At 72.7% G+C, this 20147-nt stretch carries 7 protein-coding genes; 5 read left to right on the forward strand and 2 right to left on the reverse strand.

Features of this window, described 5'->3' with window-relative positions; all coding sequences use genetic code 11:
• Both ACWDX9_RS44395 and ACWDX9_RS44400 read left to right on the forward strand, forming a co-directional pair.
• A partial coding sequence (locus ACWDX9_RS44395) for a hypothetical protein (RefSeq protein WP_449965862.1) occupies window positions 1–1760 on the forward strand: 1760 nt, incomplete at its 5' end.
• A 253-nt stretch (window positions 1761–2013) separates the two neighbouring features.
• Window positions 2014–2718: an AfsR/SARP family transcriptional regulator gene (locus ACWDX9_RS44400; RefSeq protein WP_449965864.1), complete on the forward strand. Its 705-nt coding sequence runs from the start codon at window positions 2014–2016 to the stop codon at window positions 2716–2718.
• 55 nt (window positions 2719–2773) lie between these two features.
• Here the strand turns inward: ACWDX9_RS44400 and ACWDX9_RS44405 are convergent, their stop codons facing one another.
• Together ACWDX9_RS44405 and ACWDX9_RS44410 are read right to left on the reverse strand one after the other, a co-directional pair.
• On the reverse strand, window positions 2774–12259 hold the full coding sequence (locus ACWDX9_RS44405; RefSeq protein WP_449965866.1) for an amino acid adenylation domain-containing protein: 9486 nt from the start codon (window positions 12257–12259) through the stop codon (window positions 2774–2776).
• A complete protein-coding gene (locus ACWDX9_RS44410; protein WP_449965868.1) occupies window positions 12256–16965 on the reverse strand; it encodes an amino acid adenylation domain-containing protein in 4710 nt (1569 codons plus the stop codon). The genes ACWDX9_RS44405 and ACWDX9_RS44410 overlap by 4 nt, the downstream gene beginning before the upstream one ends.
• A 198-nt stretch (window positions 16966–17163) precedes the next feature.
• Between ACWDX9_RS44410 and tatA the strand changes: the two genes are divergently transcribed.
• The 3 genes from tatA to mgtA all read left to right on the forward strand — a co-directional run.
• Window positions 17164–17427, forward strand: a complete 264-nt coding sequence (gene tatA, locus ACWDX9_RS44415; protein WP_350727543.1) for a Sec-independent protein translocase subunit TatA — start codon at window positions 17164–17166, stop codon at window positions 17425–17427.
• 19 nt (window positions 17428–17446) lie between these two features.
• Window positions 17447–17815: an ArsR/SmtB family transcription factor gene (locus ACWDX9_RS44420; RefSeq protein ID WP_364248697.1), complete on the forward strand. Its 369-nt coding sequence runs from the start codon at window positions 17447–17449 to the stop codon at window positions 17813–17815.
• On the forward strand, window positions 17799–20147 hold a 2349-nt coding region (gene mgtA / locus ACWDX9_RS44425), incomplete at its 3' end, for a magnesium-translocating P-type ATPase (RefSeq protein WP_449965872.1). The genes ACWDX9_RS44420 and mgtA, both read left to right, overlap by 17 nt.

Raw genomic sequence — 20147 nt, forward strand, 5'->3', positions numbered from 1 at the left:
CGCGGCAGCTGCTCACCACCCTGGCGGCCCCGCTGTCGGCCGCCGAGGCGGCCAAGCTCGGCGAGGGCGACCAGGCGAGCCTGGAGGCCAGGAAGGGCGTCGGCGGCTCGCTCGGCGTGACCGGCGCGGGCAGATCGCCGGTCGGCGCCGAGGTCTCCTACAGCAGGAGCAGGTCGCTCAAGCGCACGGTGGCGCGCAGGGGCGGGGCCGTGCTCGTCACGGTCGAGGTGGTGTCGGAGACCGCGAAGTCCATCGGCGCGTCCGGCTCGTCGGGAGCCGTGAGCGCCGGCCTCAGCTACGGCAGGACGACGTCGGAGGCCAGGGCGGTCACCTTCCGCCTGAACCCCGGCGACCCGGACTACCAGACCAGGTTCGACCGGATCCTCGCGGTCGACGGCGCGGCCGAACTGACCGCCCTGGCCGCCGCCGACCCCACCCGGGTGGCCGGTACGGAGTCCGGCACCGGCTGGTCGACCACGCTGACCCCCAAGGTGGGCGTCGCGCGGCTGGAGGCGTCGATCTCGACCACCCACTCCTTCGCCGAGAAGACGGTCGTCGACGAGACGGGCACGCACAAGCTGTTCTCGGGGGCGACGGGCGGCGCGCTCACGGCCGGAGTGGCCTCGGGCCCGCAGCTCGAGTACCGGACCGAGCAGGCCGTCACCGCCGCCGTCGGTCCTGGCAACAAGGCCACGGGTGACGTCAGCACCACGACCTCGGAGACCGACCTGGGGGCCTCGGCCCGCGCGCTGGCCTCCGCCGCCGACCAGTCGCCCGTCGCCAGCTCGCTCAAACTGGCCACCGGCGGCAGCAAGCTGCTGCAGTCCCGCACCGAGGCGATCGGGATGAAGCTGTCGGACGACGACTTCGCGACCATCGCGTCGATCTCCCGGGAACCCGGCAGGTGGAACCACGCCTTCCGCGGCCGGATCGCGAGCTTCCAGGACTGGCAGCGCCTCGGCCGCAGGATCGCCGCCGGCGGCGGGGACAGGGAGGAGATGAGCCGCGCGCTCGCCGAGTACGCGAGCCACAACGACGGCGCGTCCGACGCCGTGCAGGCGGTGGTCCGGCCGCAGGGCCAGGCCGAGGGCGGCGTGCGCTACGACTGGCCGGCCGAGCTGGCCAAGGAGCGGGAGGCGTTCGAGACGATCGTGGTGGGCGACCGGGTCGCCCAGCTCAAGGCCCGCGCCGCGGCCGGGGCCTTCGAGGAGGCCCAGGCGGGCCTGAAGGCCGACAACCTCAGGCTCGACAAGGCCGCCCGAGCCATCACGGCCGCCTCCGAGCAGTTCACCGACGTGGCGGCGGTGGCCGAGATGCTGCGCAGGATCGGCGACAGGCAGACGGAGATCCGCGCCGAGCTGCGCAAGCTGAAGCCGGCGGCTGCGCCCGTACAGAAGGAAACGATAGGCCCTCCGCCCGCGCCCGCTCCTGACGCCGAAGCGGTGGAGGAGCGCAACGCCAAGCTCCGGAGCCTGATCCCCGCCATGCTGACGCTGCGCGACCAGGAGAGGGCGGTCTTCGCCGAGGTGCGCAAGGAGCTCGAGCATCCGCCGTGGTACCGGGGTCCGGACGTCATCTCCGTCATCCAGGCGCTCAACAAGCTCAAGCCGGTCTACACGCAGTGGGACCCGCTGGTCGACCGGCTTCGCGAGGTCTTCCGCGAACGTGGCGAGGACGGGTCGCGCGCCGACGCCTACGCCCCCGACCGCAAGACCTACGAGGCGCTGCGCCGCCACCCGGAACTGACCAAATACGGCTGAGCCACGTGCTTTTCGATATCGCTCGGAATAACGGCGAATGGGATTTTCAGCAGTTTCAACGTGATTTTATCGAGCGCCGGAGTGTAGCTCAAAAGCCCAGCTCATGACCACTTCATTCACAGACGGTAGCGCCCTATTGACAGATCATCTGCGGACAACATAAAACCCAGGGGGATCTGTTCGTGCAGAGGAGGGGCGCCCGATGGACAGCACTTCTGCTGTCGCGGCGTACGATGCACGGCCGGAGGGGTCGGTGAGCCTGCGTCTGCTGGGCACCTTCGAGGTGTCGGCATGCGCTGAAACGGGCGGTGCACGGTGGGGCGAGCTCCCGCACAGCGCTCGGCGGCTGGTCGCCTTTCTCGGCCTGCACGGCACCGCGACCCGTGACTTCGCCGCAGGCAGCCTGTGGCCCGACTCCAGCGAGGCCCGCGCGCAGGCCGACCTCCGCACCACCCTCTGGCGGGCCGGCCGGGCCTGCCCGGGGCTGATCGTCACGGGCGGCCCGGCCATGCGGCTGGACCCGCGGGTCTCAGTCGACGTCGACGAGCTGCAGGCGCTGAGCCGGCGGCTGCACGTGCGGCGACCGGCGCAGGCCGAGGACGACGGCTCGTGGGTGCCGCCGCGCGGCGTGCTGCTGCCCGGCTGGTACGACGAGTGGGTCGTCGCCGTCCGCGAGCGCGTCCGTCAGCTCCAGTTGCACACCCTGGAGGCCATGGCCGAACGGCAGCTCGCCCAGGGCGCCTACGGCCGGGCGCTGGACCTCGCGCTGGTCGCCGTCGAGTACGAACCGCTGCGCGAGAGCTCCCAGCGCCTGGTCGTCCGCATCCACCTCGCCGAGGGCAACCTGGTCGAGGCGGTCCGCGCCGTGCGCGCGTTCACGGAGCTGCTGTGGCGGGAGATCAAGGTCCGGCCCAGTCCCGAGTTCACGGGCCTGGTCGAGCTTCCGGCGCCGAGCTGACCGCGGTCAGGCGGCCGGCTCCCCCGGCACACGCCGTACCGGGGGAGAGGAGGGGTCACGCGACGAGCTGTCTGTCGGCCTCCCGCTGGATCAGGTTCTTGTCGGAGATGGCCACCGCGTCGGGGGTCGCGTCGGGCAGCTCGTCCTCCAGGAAGCGGACCGGCCGGTAGCGGAAGGCCGCCAGCCCGATCAGGACGGTCACCGCGCCCGCCACGATGGTGAGCAGGGCGATCCCCCGGCCGTGCGCGGAGCCGGCGATGGGGTTGAAGACCTGCTCCACCAGCGGTCCGGCCAGCAGGAACCCGACCGGGACCAGCGCCCAGCTGAGCATCAGGTTGGTGGCGATGACCCGGCCCTGCAGGTCGAGCCCGACCTTCTGCTGCACGATGGAGAACCAGTGCGCGTTCAGGAACGCGGTGAGCAGCCCGATGAGGAAGAGCCCGATCGCGGGCAGCGCCGGGTGGGGCGCGATCCCGATGACGGCGAACGCGACCCCCAGCGCCATGAAGGAGCCGAGGATGCCGTTGGTGCGCCGAGCCAGGCCGCCGGTCACCGTCATGATCAGGCTGCCCAGCAGGAGCCCGATGCCGGTCATCGAGAGCGCCACGCCCAGGCCGCGGGTGTCGGTGAGGCTGAGCAGCAGCGGCGTGGACAGGACCTCGACCATCGCGAACGGGAAGTTCAGGAACGCCGTGAACAGGATGATCGCCAGCAGCCCGTGCCTGCGGCTGATGTAGCGCCAGCCGCCGGTCACCTCCTGCCAGAACGGCTCCTCCCGCTTCTTGAACAGCGTGTCCGGGAACCGGACCGCCAAGGTCACGACGACCGCGAAGGCGAAGGTGGACAGGTCGATCAGGATGATGCCGCTCAGCCCGACGGCGGCCACGAGCGCACCGCCGAGCAGCGGCGCCAGCACGGTTCCCGCCGCCTGCCCCAGCTGGGTCAGGCCGTTGGCCCTGCCGTAATAGCGTTTGGGCACCAGCTGGGCCACGGCCGCCATGTAGGCGGGCTGGTGGAAGGCCGTCGACACCGCGCCGACGGCGACGATGAGGTAGACGTGCCAGAGTTGGAGCCCGCCGGTCCAGAGCAGGGCGGCCAGCGAGACGGAGGCGCACCCCGCCGCCGAGTCTGCGGTGATCATGACGAGCCTGCGGTTGAAGCGGTCCGCCACCGCGCCGGCGATCGGCGCCAGCACGACGGCGGGCAGCAGGGCCATGACCGAGACGAGGGCGAACATCGAGACCGACCGGGTCTGCTGGTAGGCCCACAGGCCCAGGCCGAACGTGGTCAGCCCGGTGCCGATCAGCGACACCAGCTGGCCGAAGGCCACCAGGGAGAACGTCTTCAGGCTGGCCTGCTGGTAACGGGGCGGCAGCGGAGCCGCCGCTCGGTCGTCGCCGCCGAGGATCCCGGCCAGCTCGGTCGCCTGGTGCTTCTGGAAGTAGTGCCCGGCCTTGGGGATGACCTCCAGCGACACCGAGTCGGAGAAGGCCTCCCACTCGCGGAAACGCTCCTCGTGCAGCTCGGTGGCGCGGTCGTTCTCGCCGACCACGCACACCAGCGGCGCCGACAGCTTCTTGATGGGCGCCTGGTAGAGCTCGGTGTAGTAGTCCTCGCCCTCCTGAGTGTCGTGGAGGAAGACGCCCATGATGAAGTCGCGCTCCTGAGGGTCCAGCGCCTCGGTGAAGAAGCCCATGGCCCGCAGGAACTCCAGTGCCTGCCGCTTGGAGGTCCACCGCTCCATCGGGAAGGTCCTGCGGAACCAGGCGAAGGCCTTGCCCGGCAGGCGGGGCGCCGGGAAGTGCCCGCCGATCACCACCTTCTCCGGCTCGACGCCCTCCTCCTCCAGCCTGCGGGCCAGTTCGACGGTGAGCGCGCCGCCCATGCAGTGGCCGTAGAGCGCGAGCGGCCCGTCGACCTTCTCCTTGATCTCCTTGACGCAGCCCTCGACGAGCTCGTGGAAGGGCAGCATGGGTTCGCCGGGGTTGCCGGTGTCGTGGCCGGGCGGCTCCAGCGCGAGCATGGTGATGTGCTCGGGCAGGGCCGCGGCCAGCGGCTGGTACGTGATCGCGCCGGCGCCCGCGAACGGCACGCAGACCAGGGTCAGCGAGGCCGCCGGACGCGGAGGCGTCAGTTCGTGCAGGAGGCCGATGTCGTGCGATGAGCCGTCGAGCGTGGCGAACGCTCGGATCGTGGGGTTCTTGAAGAGGTCCAGCACGGTCGCCTGGATCCCCGAGTCCCGTACGGCGCGCACGGCCTTGAAGGAGTCGCCGCCCAGCGCGAAGAAGTCGTCGTCGATCCCGATCCCCTTCACGCCCAGGATCTGCGACCAGAGCTCGACCAGCTTGACCTCGGCCGGAGTCCGCGCCGCCGCGCCCTCGGCGCGTGCCTGGCCCACCGGCTCGGGCAACGCCTTGCGGTCCACCTTGCCGTTGGGGGTGAGCGGCAGCGCCTCCAGCGGCACGAACGCCGACGGGATCATGTAGTCGGGCAGCTTGCGCCGCAGGTATTCGCGCCAGTCATGGTCGGAATCGGCGGCCAGGTAGGCGGCGATGCTCTTGTCCTCGTCCGAGCCGCGCACCACCACGGCCGCCTCACGGACCGCGGGATGTGCCAGCAGGAGCGACTCGATCTCGCCCAGTTCGATCCGGTAGCCGCGGACCTTCACCTGCCCGTCCGCCCGGCCGAGGAACTCGATCGAGCCGTCGGTCCGGCGGCGGGCCAGGTCACCGGTCCGGTACAGCCGGCTGCCGTCCTGCCAGGTGACGAAGCGTTCGGCCGTCAGCTCGGGTTGGTGGAGGTAGTCGCGGGCCAGGCCCGCCCCGCCGATGTAGAGCTCGCCGACCACGCCGGTGGGAACCAGCTGCATCGCGGTGTCGAGCAGGTGGATCCGGGTGTTGGCGATCGGGTGGCCGATCGTGATCGGCCCGTCGGTGACGCGGGTGAGGGTGGACCAGATCGTGGTCTCGGTCGGCCCGTACATGTTCCACAGCTCGGCCACGCGCCCGCGCAGGCCGGTGGCCAGGTCGGCGGGCAGCGCCTCGCCGCCGCACAGCGCCTTCAGCCCCGGCTTGCCCTCCCAACCCGCCGACAGCAGCAGCCGCCAGGTGGCCGGGGTGGCCTGCATGACCGTCGCGTCCTCCAGCAGGGCGGCCAGGCTCACCGGGTCGTAGGCCGCCTCGCGGCTCGCGATCAGCACGCGTGCGCCGACCGTGAGCGGCAGGAACAGCTCCAGCACCGAGATGTCGAACGCGGACGTCGTGACGGCCAGGAGTGTGTCCTGGCCGGTCAGGCCGGGCTCGCGGCTCATCGAGGTGAGGAAGTTGACCACCGAGGAGTGCTGGACGCGCACGCCCTTGGGCCGCCCGGTGGAACCCGAGGTGTACAGGACGTAGCAGGGGTTCTGCCGGGTGGCCAGTGCGGGCAGCCGTTCCGGGCTCTCCTCCGGGAAGCCGTCGTCGGCGAGGATCAGCTCGCCCTGGTAGCCGGCGTAGCGCCCGGCCAGCTCGCGCTCGGTGACCAGGACGCCGATGCCGGAGTGGTCCAGGATGTAGTCCTGGCGCTCCTGCGGGTACATCGGGTCGAGCGGCACGTACGCGCCACCCGCCTTCAGCACGCCGAGCAGGCTGACCAGCATCGTGGCCGACCGCTCCAGCGCGACGCCCACCAGCGTCTCGGGCCCCGTCCCCGCCGCCCGCAGGCGCCGGGCGACCCGGTTGGCCCGCTCGTCCAGCTCCCGGTACGTCAGCGAGACGCCCTCGAAGGTGACGGCCACGGCGTCGGGCGTCCGGTCGGCCTGGGCCTCCACCAGCTCGTGGATGCACAGGTCGGGCACCTCGACGTCCTGGCAGGCCAGCTGCTCCTCCAGCTCCTCGCCGGTGAGGAAGTCCAGGCCGGACAGCGCGGTCCCGGGCGCGGCGGCGATCGCGGAGAGCAGGGTCTCGTAGTGCCGCAGCAGCCGCCCGGCGGTGCCGGCGTCGTAGAGCGCGGTGTTGTACTCCAGCCGGCACAGCAGGTCGTCGCCCTGCTCGTAGACGTAGAGCACCAGGTCCACCTGGGCGGTGCCGGTCTCCACGGCCAGCTCCCGCACGGCCGTCCCGTTCATGTCCAGGTCGCTCTGGGGCAGGTTGAGCAGGTTGAACAGCACCTGGAAGAGCGGGTTGCGCGACAGGTCCCTGGGCGGGTTGAGCTCCTCCACCAACTGCTCGAACGGCACGTCCTGATGCGCGTACGCGCCCAGGGCGTACTCGCGCACCTGCGCCAGGAGCCGCGTGTACGGCATCGAGCCGTCCATCGCGGCCCGCATGACGAGGGTGTTGATGAAGCAGCCCGCGATGCCCTCGAACTCGGGGCGGGTGCGCCCGGCCACCGGCGAGCCGACGCAGATGTCCTCCTGGCCGCTGTAGCGGTACAGCAGCGTGTGGAGCGCGGCCAGCAGCGTCATGTAGAGGGTGGCGCCGCGCTCCTGGCTCAGCTTCCGCAGGCCCCCGGCCAGCTCCGCAGGCAGTGCGTGGGTGGCGACCGCACCCTCGAAGGTCTGCATCGGCGGGCGCGGCCGGTCCGTGGGCAGGTCCAGGCTGTGCGGGATGCCGCGCAGCCGCTCCTTCCAGAAGCCGAGATCGGCGACCTGCTCCCGCTGCCAGCGAGCGTAGTCGCGGTACCTGACCGGCTGCTCGGGGAGCGTCTCGCCGTTGTAGAGCGCGACCAGCTCGGTCCGCAGCAGGGTGATCGACCAGCCGTCCACGACGATGTGGTGGAAGCCGAGCGACAGGACGTGGTGATCCGGGGCGAGCCGCAGCAGCCGGGCCCGGAACAGCGGGCCGTGCGCCAGGTCGAACGGTTCGGCCGCGGCCTCGCTCAGCGCCCGTTCGGCGTCGTCGCAGTCCTCGACCGGCAGCGGCACCTCCCCTGCGGGCAGCACCACCTGCACCGGTTCGCCGTCCGGGGCGCGGAAGACGGTCCGCAGCGACTCGTGCCGCCGCACCAGCTCGCGCAGGGCGCCGTGCAGCCGCTCCACGTCCAGCTCGCCCCGCAGGTCCAGCGCCGTGGCCACGGCGTACGCGGCCGAGCCGTGCACCTGGTCGATGAACCACATGCGCCGCTGGATGAACGAGACCGGCGCGGGGCCGGGATCCTCGACGACGGGGATCACCTCGCGGGCCACCACCGAAGCGACGGCCGGGACCACCGCCGGGGCGATGAGCGCCCGCTGGCCGGCCAGCGTCGGGTGCTCGAAGATCGCCTCGATCGGCAGGCCGAGGCGGGAGGCGAGCTGGGTGGCCACGAGGGAGTCGCCGCCCAGGCCGAAGAAGTCGTCCTGCGGGCCGGCGGGCACGATGCCGAGCACGTCCTGCCAGGCGGCGGCGACCGCGTCGAGCTCCTGGACCGCCCGGGCCTGCGCCACCGGCTCCGCCGCCGTCAGCGGCGCCGAAGACGCCGCCGCGATCTCGAAGCGCCGGGCGCGCGGCCCGATCCAGTAGCGCCGCCGCTCGAACGGGTACGTGGGCAGCGGCACCCGCCTGCCCGGCGGGCCGAACGCCGTCCAGTCGATGCCGGCGCCGCTCACCCACAGCCGTCCGATGCCCTCCAGCAGGGCGGACTGCCCGCTGTCCGGCTCGGTGAACGGGGCGACCGCCGCCTGGCCTCCCTGGCGGCGGACCAGGGTGGTCAGCGTACGGCCCGGCCCCGCCTCGATCACCGCGGCGTCGGCGGCCACCAGGGCGCCGGCGCAGTCGGCGAACCGCACGGTCTCCCGCAGGTGGCGCACCCAGTAGGCGGGGTCCTTGGTCTCGGCGCCGGACACCCAGCCGCCCGTGACGTTGGACAGGTACGGCAGGTCCGGTGCCCCCAGCTGCACCGAGGAGACCTCGGCGGCGAAGGCGTCGAGCACCGGATCCAGCATGGCGGAGTGGAAGGCGTGGGAGGTGCGTAGCGGGCGGCAGGCGACACCCTGCCCCGCCAGCCGCCGCTCCAGCTCGGTGACGGCCTGCTCGGGGCCGGCCAGGACGCACAGTTGGGGGGCGTTGACCGCGGCCAGCGAGATGTCCTCGCCGAGCAGGTCGCTTACCTCGGACTCGGGCAGCGGCACGGCCAGCATCGAGCCGGAGGGCAGGCTCTGCACCAGGCGGCCGCGGGCGGCGACCAGGCGCAGCGCGTCCTCCAGGGTGAAGACCCCGGCCAGGCAGGCGGCGACGTACTCGCCGATGCTGTGCCCGGCCATCATCGCCGGGCGGACCCCGCGCTCGATCAGTGCGCGGGCGAGCGCGTACTCGGTGACGAAGAGCGCGGGCTGGGTGAGCCAGGTCTGGTCGAGATCGCCGGCCTCGCCGTACAGGACCTCGCGCAGGTCGAGGCCGAGGTGCGGCTCGAGGACGCCGGAGCAGGCGTCGACGGTGGCGCGGAAGACGCTCTCCGATCGATACAGGCCCGCGCCCATCCCGCGGCGTTGCGCGCCCTGGCCGGGGAAGAGGAAGGCGATCTCGCGCGGGCGCGACTCGCCCGCGACGAGCTCGGCGTCCTGCGCCGACCGGTGGTCCTCGGCGACCAGGATGCCGCGGTGCCGCAGCTGGCGGCGGCCGTGCCGGAGGGTGGCGGCGACCTCGCCCAGGTCCGCGTCCGGATGCGCGGCCAGGTGGGCGCGCAGCCGCGTGGCGGTCTCCGCCAGCGCCGAGTCGCCGGCGGCCGACATGACGAGCAGGTGCGGGCCGGCCTCCGGCGGGGCGGCGGGCTGTTCGGGCGCCTCCTCCAGCACCACGTGGGCGTTGGTGCCGCCCATCCCGAACGCGCTGACACCCGCCCTGCGCGGCCCCTGGCCCTGCGGCCATTCCGCGCCGGCGGTGGGCACGTAGAACGGGCTGAAGTCGATGCGCGGGTTGGGGGTCGCGAAGTTGACCGTGGGCGGCAGCGTACGGTGCTTGAGCGCCAGCACGGTCTTGATCAGCCCGGCCATCCCGGCGGCGGCGTCGGCGTGGCCGATGTTGGACTTGACCGAGCCCAGCGCGATCGGCCGATCCCCGGTGAAGACCTGGGAGAGCGCCGCGACCTCGATGGGATCGCCGAGCGCGGTGCCCGTGCCGTGCGCCTCGACGTAGCCGATCGTGCCGGGGTCCACGCCGGCCGAGGCCAGCGCCGCGGTGATGACCTCGGCCTGCCCGTCCACGGCCGGCGCGGTGTAGCCGATCTTCCTGGTGCCGTCGTTGTTGACCGCGGAGCCGCGTACGACGGCGTGGATGGGATCGCCCGCGGCGAGGGCGTCCTCCAGCCGCTTCAGCACGACGATGCCCACGCCGCTGGCGCCGATCGTGCCCTGGGCCTCGGCGTCGAAGGGCCGGCAGTGGCCGTCCGGGGAGCCGATGCCGCCGCTCTGGTAGAGGTAGCCGCGGCGGCTCCAGGCGTTGACCCGCACCGCCCCGGCCAGCGCGAGGTCGCAGTCGCCCGCGATCAGGCTCTGCCTGGCCAGGTGGAGCGCGACCAGCGAGGTGGAGCAGGCGCTGTTGACGCTGACGCTCGGCCCGCGCAGGTCGAGCTTGTACGAGGTCCTGGTCGGCAGGGAGTCCTTGTCGTTGCCGAGCATGACCTGGTACTCGCCCACGGCCCTGAGCACGTCGGGCGCGGCCAGCAGGTTCTCGATGTAGTAGCTGCTCATCGCCGAACCGGCGAAGACGCCGATGCGCCCCGGGTGGCGGGCGGGGTCGCAGCCCGCGTCCTCCAGCGCCTCCCAGGCGGTCTCCAGGAACAGGCGCTGCTGCGGGTCCAGGATCTCGGCCTCACGCGGCGTGAACTCGAACAGCGTGGCGTCGAACAGGTCGATGCCGTCCAGCACCGTCCCCGACCTGACGTAGGCGGGGTCCGCCAGCAGGTCGGGGTCCTCGCCGTCGGCGAGCAGCTCCTCGTCGGTGAAGTCCTGTACGGCTTCGACGCCGTCGCGGATCGCCGCCCAGAACTCCTCCGGCCCGTTGGCGCCGGGGAAGCGGCAGGCCATGCCGACGATGGCGAGCGCGCCGCCGGCGGGCGCGGTGCTCGCGACCGCCGCGGGCGGCGGCGCGTCAGGGCTCAGGTAGGCCGTCAGCGAGGCGATCGTCGGGTACCTGAACAGGTCGGTGACCGTCAGGCTGAACCGCTTGCGCAGCCGCTCGTGCACCTGCAGGACCAGCAGCGAGTGGCCGCCCACGTCGAAGAAGTTGTCGTCGGGGCCGAAGGCGTCGCTGCCCAGCGCCTCGCGCCAGGCCCGGGTGACGAGCTGGGAGATCTGGTGACGTGGCATCTCCCCGGGCGCCTCGTCCCCGGCCATGGCCGCTGAGAGTACTCGCCGGAGGTCTGCCACGAGATCGCGGATCGTCCCCGCGTGGAACAGGTCCGTGTTGTACTCCACGAGCCCGTCCAGGGTCTCGCGGACGCCCACGGTCAGGTCGAACTTGGCCGTGTGCTCGGCGATCTCCACGGGGGTGACCGTCAGCCCGTCCAGCTCCAGCGCCGCCGTGGCCTCGGGCAGCATGTTGAACATCGTCTGGAACACCGGGCTGCGGTCCAGGCGGCGCTCCGGGTTGAGCTCCTCCACCAGCCGCTCGAAGGGCATCCCCTGGTGGTCGTGAGCGTCGAGCACCGCGTCCTTGACCCGCTCGACCACCTCGGCGAACGACGGGTCGCCCGACAGGTCGGCGCGGATGGCCAGGGTGTTGGTGAAGAACCCGATCAGGCCCTCGAACTCGACCCTGTCCCGGTTGGCGATGGGCGTGCCCACCACCAGGTCCCGCCGGCCCGAGCGCCGGGAGAGCACCACCAGATAGGCCGCGAACAGCACCATGTAGGGGGTGGCGCCCAGGCGCCGGCAGTACGCCTTGAACTCCTCGCGCGGGAGGTCGAGGGAGAAGGGCAGCTCGGCGCCCGCGTACGTCTGGACGGCCGGCCGGGGCAGGTCCGCCGGCAACTCGCTGATGGGCGGCGCGCCCGCCAGCCTCTCCCGCCAGAAGTCCAGATCCCGGCCGTGGTCGTTCTCCCGCTGCCAGATCGCGTAGTCGGGGTACTGCCGGGACAACTCCGGCAGCTCCCGGCCGTCGTAGAGCGCGCCCAGCTCCCGGCGCAGCACGTCCAGCGACCAGGCGTCGGCGACGATGTGGTGGAGCGTGAGGTGCAGGACGTGCGTGTCCGCGCCTTCGCGCTCCAGGTGCGCGCGGATGAGCGGGCCGGTGGTCAGGTCCATCGGCGTGTCGTCGGCGGCGTCCGCCAGGTCGATCTCCAGCGAGCCGGCCACGATCTGGTACGGGCCGTCCTCGTCCATGGCGAACGTGGTGCGCAGGCTCTCGTGCCTGGCCACCAGCGCGTTCAACGCGCGGTGCAGCGCGTCGCGGTCGAGCGGGCCTTCGACGCGGAAGGCGAGCGGGATGAGATAGTGCGCGGCGCCCGGGGCCATCCGGTCCAGGTACCAGGCGCGGAGCTGGGTGAAGGACATCGGCAGCCGGGCGGGCCTGAGCGGCGCGGCCTGCGCCTGCTTCTTCTTGCGTAACGCTTCCAGGAGCTGGCGCTGCTGGTCTGACAGGCTCATTCGTCACCTTCCATCGACCGCAGCAGAGCCTCGGCCTCGTCATCTGAATACGCGGCGACCATGAGATAGAGCTCGGCCGCCGCCTCCACGTCCGGCGACGTGAGCTGGGCGGCGAGCTCGGCGACGGTCGGGTGGGCGAAGAGCGTACGCAGCGGCACCCGCACGTCCAGCGCCTCGTGCAACCGGGAGGCGATCCGGGTCGCGTTGAGCGAGTGGCCGCCCAGCTCGAAGAGGTCGTCGTGCCGCCCGACCGCCCCGCCCAGCACCTCCTGCCAGACGGCGGCGATGGTCTGCTCCACCGGGGTGAGCGGCGCCGCGACGGTCCGCACGCCCTGGCCGGGGTCCGGCAGGGCGTGCCGGTCCACCTTGCCTGACGGGTTCACCGGCAGGGCGTCCAGCGCGACGAACGTGCTCGGCACCATGTACTCGGGCAGCCGTTCGACCAGGTGGGGACGTAGCTCGGGGGTCCCGTCGGCGACCACGTAGGCCACCAGCCTGCCCTCCACAGCCATGACGAACGCCTCACGCACGGCCGGATGCCCGGCCAGCACCGCGGCGATCTCGCCGGGCTCGACCCGGTAACCGCGGATCTTGACCTGGTCGTCCGCGCGGCCCAGGAACTCGATCTCCCCGGCCTCGTTGCGGCGGGCCAGGTCCCCGGTCCGGTAGAGCCGGCGCCCGTCCCGCCAGGTGATGAAGCGTTCCCGCGTCAGCTCGGGCTGGCCGTGGTAGCCCCTGGCCAGGCAGGCGCCGCCGAGGTGCAGCTCGCCGGGGACGCCGTCGGGCACCTCGTGGCCCAGGCGGTTCAGGATCAGCGCCTGGACGCCGGTGACCGGCTTGCCGATGGGCGGCAGCCGGGGCCAGTCCGCCGGAGGACCGGTGAGCGTGTGGGCGATGTCGATGATCGCGCCCTCGGTCGGCCCGTACTGGTTGTGCAGCGTCATCCACGGTTTGATGAACCGCTCGAGCTGCGGGGTGACCTGGAGCTGCTCGCCCGCGGTGATCACCTCGCGCAGCGTGGCGGGCGGCTCGACCCCGGCGCCGGCCAGCGACTGCAGCGCCACGAAGGGGAGGAAGATCCGCTCCACGCGGGTCCGGGCGATGTGGTCGAGCAGGGCGGCCGGGTCGCGCCGGACCTCGTCGCTGACCATGATCAGGGTCCCGCCGTACGCCCAGGTGCTGAAGATCTCCTGCACCGAGACGTCGAAGCCGAGTGCGGTGAACTGCAGGCTCCGGTAGGCGCCGCTGTGCCAGGCCATGAGGTTGGCGACCGGGCGGTGCGGCATCGCCACGCCCTTGGGCTGTCCGGTCGAGCCCGAGGTGAACAGGATGTAGGCCAGGTCGTCGGGGGTGACGCCGCTGTCCGGCCGGTGTTCGGGCTGTCCGTCGAGGTCGGTGTCGACGTGCACGGGCCGCTCGTGCGGCAGGCCGCCGGCCAGCGCCCGGTGCGTCACCAGGACCGGGGTGTCGACGCGGCCGAGCACCTGGGTGAGGCGTCCCTCGGGGTAGGAGGGGTCGAGCGGCACGTACGCGCCGCCCGACTTCAGGATCCCCAGCAGGGCCACGGGCAGGTCGAGCGAGCGCCGTACGTGCAGGGCGACCGGCACCTCCGGGCCGACCCCGAGCCCGCGCAGCAGGTGGGCCAGCCTGTTGGCCCGCCGGTCGAGCTCGGCGTACGTGAGGGCGGCGCCCTCGAACTCGACGGCGACCGCGTCGGGCGTCCGGTCGGCCTGCTGCTCGAAGAGCCGGTGCAGGCACTGGTCCGGGCCCCGGCCGGGGGGCTCGTGCTCGCGGGCGAGCAGCGCGGCAAGCGGCGCCGCCGGGTCGGCCGCCACCTGCTCCAGGACGCGCACGTAGTGGCCCAGCAGCCGCTCCGCGGTGGCGCGCTCGAACAGGTCGGTGGCGAACTCCAGGCTCATCTCCCGCCCTTCGGCGTAGAGCACCAGGTCGGCCTTGGCGCCGCCGTTCTCGACCTCCTCGAGGATCCGGAAGGTCACCCCGTCGCCCCGCCTGGCGTCCGCCGGCTCCTGCATCGCGAACATCACGTCGAAGGGCGGCCGGCCGTCGGGGCACAGCTCTCGTACGATCTCCTCGAGCGGCACGTCGGAAGGCGTGGCCAGGACCGTCGCCCGCACCTGTGCCAGCAACCGCTCGAAGGTCGGATCGCCGTCCAGACGGGTCCTGATCGGCAGCGTCTCCACGAAGAAGCCGATCATCGAGTCCGCGCCCGGCGTCTCCCTGCCGGAGAACGGCACGCCCGTCACGATGTCGTCCTGGCCGCTGTAGCGGTGCAGCAGCGCCTGGAAGGCCGCGAACAGCACCATGAACGGGCTGGCCTGGGCGCGCCTGCCCAGCGACTCCAGCTCGGCGAGCAGCCCGTCCGGCAGCGTGGCCCGGACCCGGCCGCCGCGCCGGGACAGCCCTGCCGACCCCGGGGCCGGTCCCGGGCCGTCCGCGGGCAGCCCCAGCCGCTCGGGCGGCGAGTCCAGGACCTTCCTCCAGTACGGCAGGCCGTCCAGGCTCTGCCCGCGCCGGTACGGCCCGGCCGCCGCGGGCAGGCTCTCCCCGGCGTAGAGCCGCGCCAGCTCGTCCAGGAAGACCCCGGCCGACCAGCCGTCGAACGCGATGTGGTGGACGGTCACCAGCAGGCGGTGCCGGTCGTCGCCGAGCCGGAGCAGCAGCGCCCGCAGCACGGGACCGTCGCGCAGGTCGAAGGGGTCGCGCGCGTGGTGCAGCGCCAGGGCGTGCGCGCCACGCGGGGTGGCGTCCATGACCTTGATCCGTACGGGCGCCGCCTCGTCGATCACGGGCACCGGCTCGCCGTCGCGCTCTTCGTAGCGGGTGCGCAGGGGCGGATGCCTGCGCACGATCTCGTTGATCGCGTTCTCCAGGCGCCCGGTGTCGAGGGGGCCGTCCAGGGCGAACAGGATGGGCACGTTGTACTGCGAGCCGGGCGCGACCTGGTCGATGAACCAGAGGCGGCGCTGCGCGGCCGTGAGCCCGCCCTCGGCGGCGGTCAGGGCCGTCCCCTCCGGCAGGTCATCGATCGCGTGGGCGAGGGCGGCGAGCGTGGGATGTTCGAAGAGCATCCGGGGCTCGACCGGCTTGCCCAGCTTCTCGAAGGCGCGGGCGGCGATGCGCATCGCCAGCAGCGACTGGCCGCCCAGCGCCAGGAAGTCGTCGTCGGCGCCGATCGGCCCGGCGCCCATGACGTCCTGCCAGATCTCGGCGAGCAGCGCCTCCGTGGGGGTGGCGGGCGGCGTGATCGAGCGGGGCGCGCGGACCGGGTCGGGCAGCGCGGCCCGGTCCACCTTGCCGTTGCCGGTCAGCGGGAGCTCGTCCAGGAAGACCCAGGCCGTGGGGATCATGTAGTCGGGCAGGAACCTGCGCAGGTGGGCGCGGGCCTCCTGCTCGGTCGCCGTGCCCACGACGTAGGCGACCAGCTCGTGGCCGCGGACGGCGGTGGTGGCGGCCCGTACCCGCTCGTGACGGCCGAGCACGGTCTCGACCTCGCCGAGCTCCACCCGGTTGCCGCGGATCTTGACCTGGTCGTCGAGGCGCCCCAGGAACTCGATCTCGCCGGCCCGGTTGCGGCGGGCCAGGTCGCCGGTGCGGTAGAGCAACTGCCCGTCGCGATCGCGGACGAATCGCTCGGCGGTCAGGTCGGGCCGGTCGAGGTAGCCCAGGCCGACGCACACGCCGCCGAGGTGGATCTCGCCTTCGTCGACCGGCCGCATCTCCTCGTTCAGGAGGCGGACGGTGACGCCGGGCAGCGGCGTGCCGAGCGCGGGCGGGCGGCTCTGGCCGTCGTGGACGGGCACCTCGCCGGCGATGGCGTTGACGGCGCATTCCGCCGGGCCGTACAGGTTGATGAGGCGGAAGGGCAGCCCGGGCCTCGGGTAGGTGGTGAGGCGATCACCGCCGGTGCTCAGCGTCGCGAGCTTGGTCTCCTCCGGCCAGGACAGGCCGAGCAGGCCCTCCGCGATGGGAGTGGGCGCGTAGCAGGTGGTCAGCTCCTGATCCACGATCCAGTCGCGGAGCGCGGGCAGCGAGAGCCGGATCTCCTCGGTGGGGATGACCATCGTGGTGCCCGCGGTCAGGCACATCCAGATCTCCCAGACCGACGGGTCGAAGTTGGGGCTGGTGAGCAGCGAGGCACGGCCACCGAGGCCGAAGGTCGCGTGGGACCACCCGATCAGGTTGGCCAGCGCGCGGTGGGGGACGAGCGCGCCCTTGGGCGTCCCCGTCGAGCCGGAGGTGTGGACGACGTAGGCGAGGCTGTCGGGCTCGACGTCGGGCAGGGGTGAGGCGTCCGCCTCGGCGGGGGCGTCGATCACCGGGATGCCGTCGGGGACCAGCGATCTCCACTCCGGCGCCGTGATCACGGCCGAGGCTCCCGCCAGCATGGCGTGGATCCGTTCCACGGGCGTGGCCGGGTCGATCGGCGCGAAGGCGACGCCCGCCTTCATCGCGCCGAGCTGTCCCGCGACCAGCCGGATGGAACGGCCGGCGAGCACGGCGACCCACCGCTGTCCGGTCATCGTGAGATGACGCAGCTGGGCGGCGATGCCGTTCGCCAGGCGATCTAACTGCCGGTAAGTGAGGTGTTCTTGCCCGGCCGAAACAGCGACCCTTTCGGGGGCCGCGTACAACTGCTCCTGGTAAAGGTGCAGAACAGATGCCAAGGGTGGTGCATCTGACGTCATTGTCACGCCTGCCGATTGTTGAGTTTTTTAGGACCCTTTGGGGGTGGGCCGCCGAACAGAATGACCTTGTCATCAGATCTCTGTCAACCATCTGGTGATCATGCGATCCAGAGGCGGCGGCGCTCGACCGGCAGGTGGCGTCTTCGATGCGCCCGGACACTCCTATACTTGCGCATCCGAGCAACGTTAGGACTCCTCATGCAGGATCTCGGATGGGCTGAAATCCTCATCATCGCCCTGGTCTTCGTACTGCTCTTCGGCGCGAAGAAGCTCCCGGAGACGGCCCGCGCCGTCGGCAGGTCCCTGCGGATCTTCAAGGCCGAGGCCGGCAAGCTCCACGACGACGAACCGGCCGAGCCGCCGCCTTCCGGCCCGACGCTGGAGGAGCAGGCGCGGCGGCTGGAGGAGCAGGCGGCCAGGCTGCGCGCGGGTATCCGGGAGGACGGGCAGGCCAAGCCGTGACGCCCTAGACTGGGCGGCTATGTCCGGAGGAGGAGTGACGGTGGCGATGGGGGAGGCCGGCGACCCGCCCGCCGACGTGCTGGCCGAAGCCGCGGCCGCTTTCGGGTTGCTGTCGTCGCCTCCGCGGCTGCACATCGTCTGGGCGCTGGCGCAGGGCGAATGCGACGTGACCGGGCTGGCCGAGCGGGTGGGCGGCGCGCTTCCCGCGGTCAGCCAGCACCTGGCCAAGCTGAAGCTGGCCGGCCTGGTGCGGTCGAGGCGCGAGGGGCGCCGGGTGGTCTACCTGATCGACGATCAGGACATCGTCGCCACGGTCCAGGTGCTGGTGGGACGCCTTGCCGAGCGGGCGGGCCGCCCGGGGGGACAGGCCCGTGGTCTGGGCGCCTGAGGCGCCGAGCACGCCGTCCCGGCCGGCCGGGGACGAGGTCGCGGCCCTGAGCAGGCTGCAGGTGCTGCGGCTGCTGGACAGCGGGCCGCGCGGCCTGGTGGAGGCGGAGGCCGAGTCCCGGCTGCTCCGCCACGGTGAGAACGTCCTTCCCGGTCGTCGTCCCGTGTCCTGGCCGCGCCGGCTGGCGCGCAGCCTGCGGGACCCGTTCACGATGGTGCTGCTCGCGCTGGGGGTGGTGTCGGCCCTGATCGCGTCCTGGGGTACGGCGGGCGTCATCGTGCTCCTGGTCGTGGCCAGTTGCGTGCTCCGCTCCAACGGCGAATACCGGGCCGACCGCTCGACCGCGGCGCTGCGGGAGCTGGTGGCCACCACGGCGACGGTCCGGCGGCGTGCGTCGGAGGACGCCGAGCCGTGGGAGCGGGAGATCCCGGTCGACCAGCTCGTACCGGGCGACGTGATCAAGCTGGGGCCGGGCGACCTGGTGCCGGCCGACGTCCGGCTGCTGCGTGCCAGGGGTCTGACGGTGCACCAGGCGCCGCTGACCGGGGAGTCGGCTCCGGTTCCCAAGCGGGCGCTCGACCTGCCCGAGGGTGACGACCACCTGTGCCGGCAGGGCAGCAGCGTCGTCTCGGGGAGCGCGCTGGCGGTGGTGGCGGCCACCGGCGCGGACACGATGCTCGCGGGCTCCTCCGCCGCGCCGGCGCGCAGGTTGTCGGCGTTCGACCGTTCGGTGAACGGCATCTCCTGGACGCTGGTCCGGCTCATGGTGATCATCCCGCCGGTGGCGCTGGTGGCCAACGCGGTCCTGCGCGGCCGGGGGGTGGAGGCGTTGCCGTTCGCGGTGGCGGTGGCCGTCGGGCTCACGCCCGAGATGCTGCCCGTCGTCGTGACCACCGCCCTGGCCAGGGGATCGGCGTTGCTGGCGCGCAGCGGCGTGATCGTCAAGCGGCTGGCCGCGCTGCACGACGTGGGCGCGATCGACGTGCTGTGCATGGACAAGACCGGCACGCTCACCCGGGACCGTCCCGTGCTCCGGGACTCCATCGGCCCGGACGGCGGTCCGGACCCCGAGGTGCTGCGCTGGGCCGCGATCAACAGCTTCTGGACGCTGCACCTGGCCGACCCGCCGGTGCCCGACGCCCTGGACGAGGCGATCCTGCTCGGCGCGCCCGACCATGGGGACGTCGAGGGCGTGGACGCCTCGCCGTTCGATCCGGTGAGCCGCGTCTCGTGCGCGCTCGTGCACGACGGCGGCGCGCACCGCGTCGTGGTCAAGGGCGCTGTGGAGCCGGTGCTGGAACGTTGCACGCTCAGCCCGCAGGATCGCCTGCGCGCCGCCCGCCTGGCCGACCGGCTGGCCGAGGAAGGGCTGCGGGTGCTCGCGGTCGCCACGGCCGGCCGCCCTGCCGTCCACCGCCTAGGCGAGGAGCGCGGGCTCTCCTTCGCCGGCTTCGTCACGCTGGCCGACGAGCCGTCGCCGGAGGCGCCCGGGGCCCTGGCGGCGCTCTCCCGCCGCGGGATCACTCCCAAGGTGCTGACCGGCGACCATCCGGCGACCGCCGCCCGTACCTGCCGGGACCTGGGCCTGAGCGTGGGCGCGGTGGTCAACGCGGGCGAGCTCGCGGACCTGTCCGACGCCGAGCTGGCCGAGGCCGTCGGCCGGGCGACGGTGGTCGCCCGCTGCACCCCGGAGCAGAAGGCACGGGTCGTACGCGCGCTGCGCGCCTCCGGGCACACCGTGGGCTTCCTCGGCGACGGCGTCAACGACCTGGCCGCCATGCGCGCCGCCGACGTCGGCATCTGCCCGAGGGGCGCGGTGGACGTCACCCGGGAGGCGGCCGACGTCGTGCTGGCGGCCAAGGATCTCGCCGCGGTCGACCACGCGGTCGCCGCCGGGCGGCGCAGCACCGGCAACATCGTCACCTACCTGCGCATCGCGCTGTCGTCCAACGTCGGGAACGTGATCGCGATGCTCGCGGCCGGGCTGGCGCTGCCGTTCCTGCCGATGCTGCCCGTCCAGGTGCTGGTGCAGAACCTGTGCTTCGACGCCGCGCAGCTCGCTCTCGCCTTCGACCGGGCCGACCCCGCCGTCCTGCGCCGCCCTCTCCGGCTCCGGCCGCGCGCCATCCTGCGCTTCGTCGTCGGGTTCGGGGCCCTGAACGCCGTGGCGGACCTCGTCACGTTCGCCGTCCTGACCTGGGTGCTCGGCGTGGAGGGGGCGCCCGCCTTCCACACCGGCTGGTTCATCGAGAACATGCTCACCCAGGCCGTCATCATGCTGCTGCTGCGTCCCATCAGCGGGGTGTCGCGCCCGCTCGGGCTGGCCACGGGC

This window comes from Nonomuraea sp. NPDC003201, from assembly GCF_053590415.1.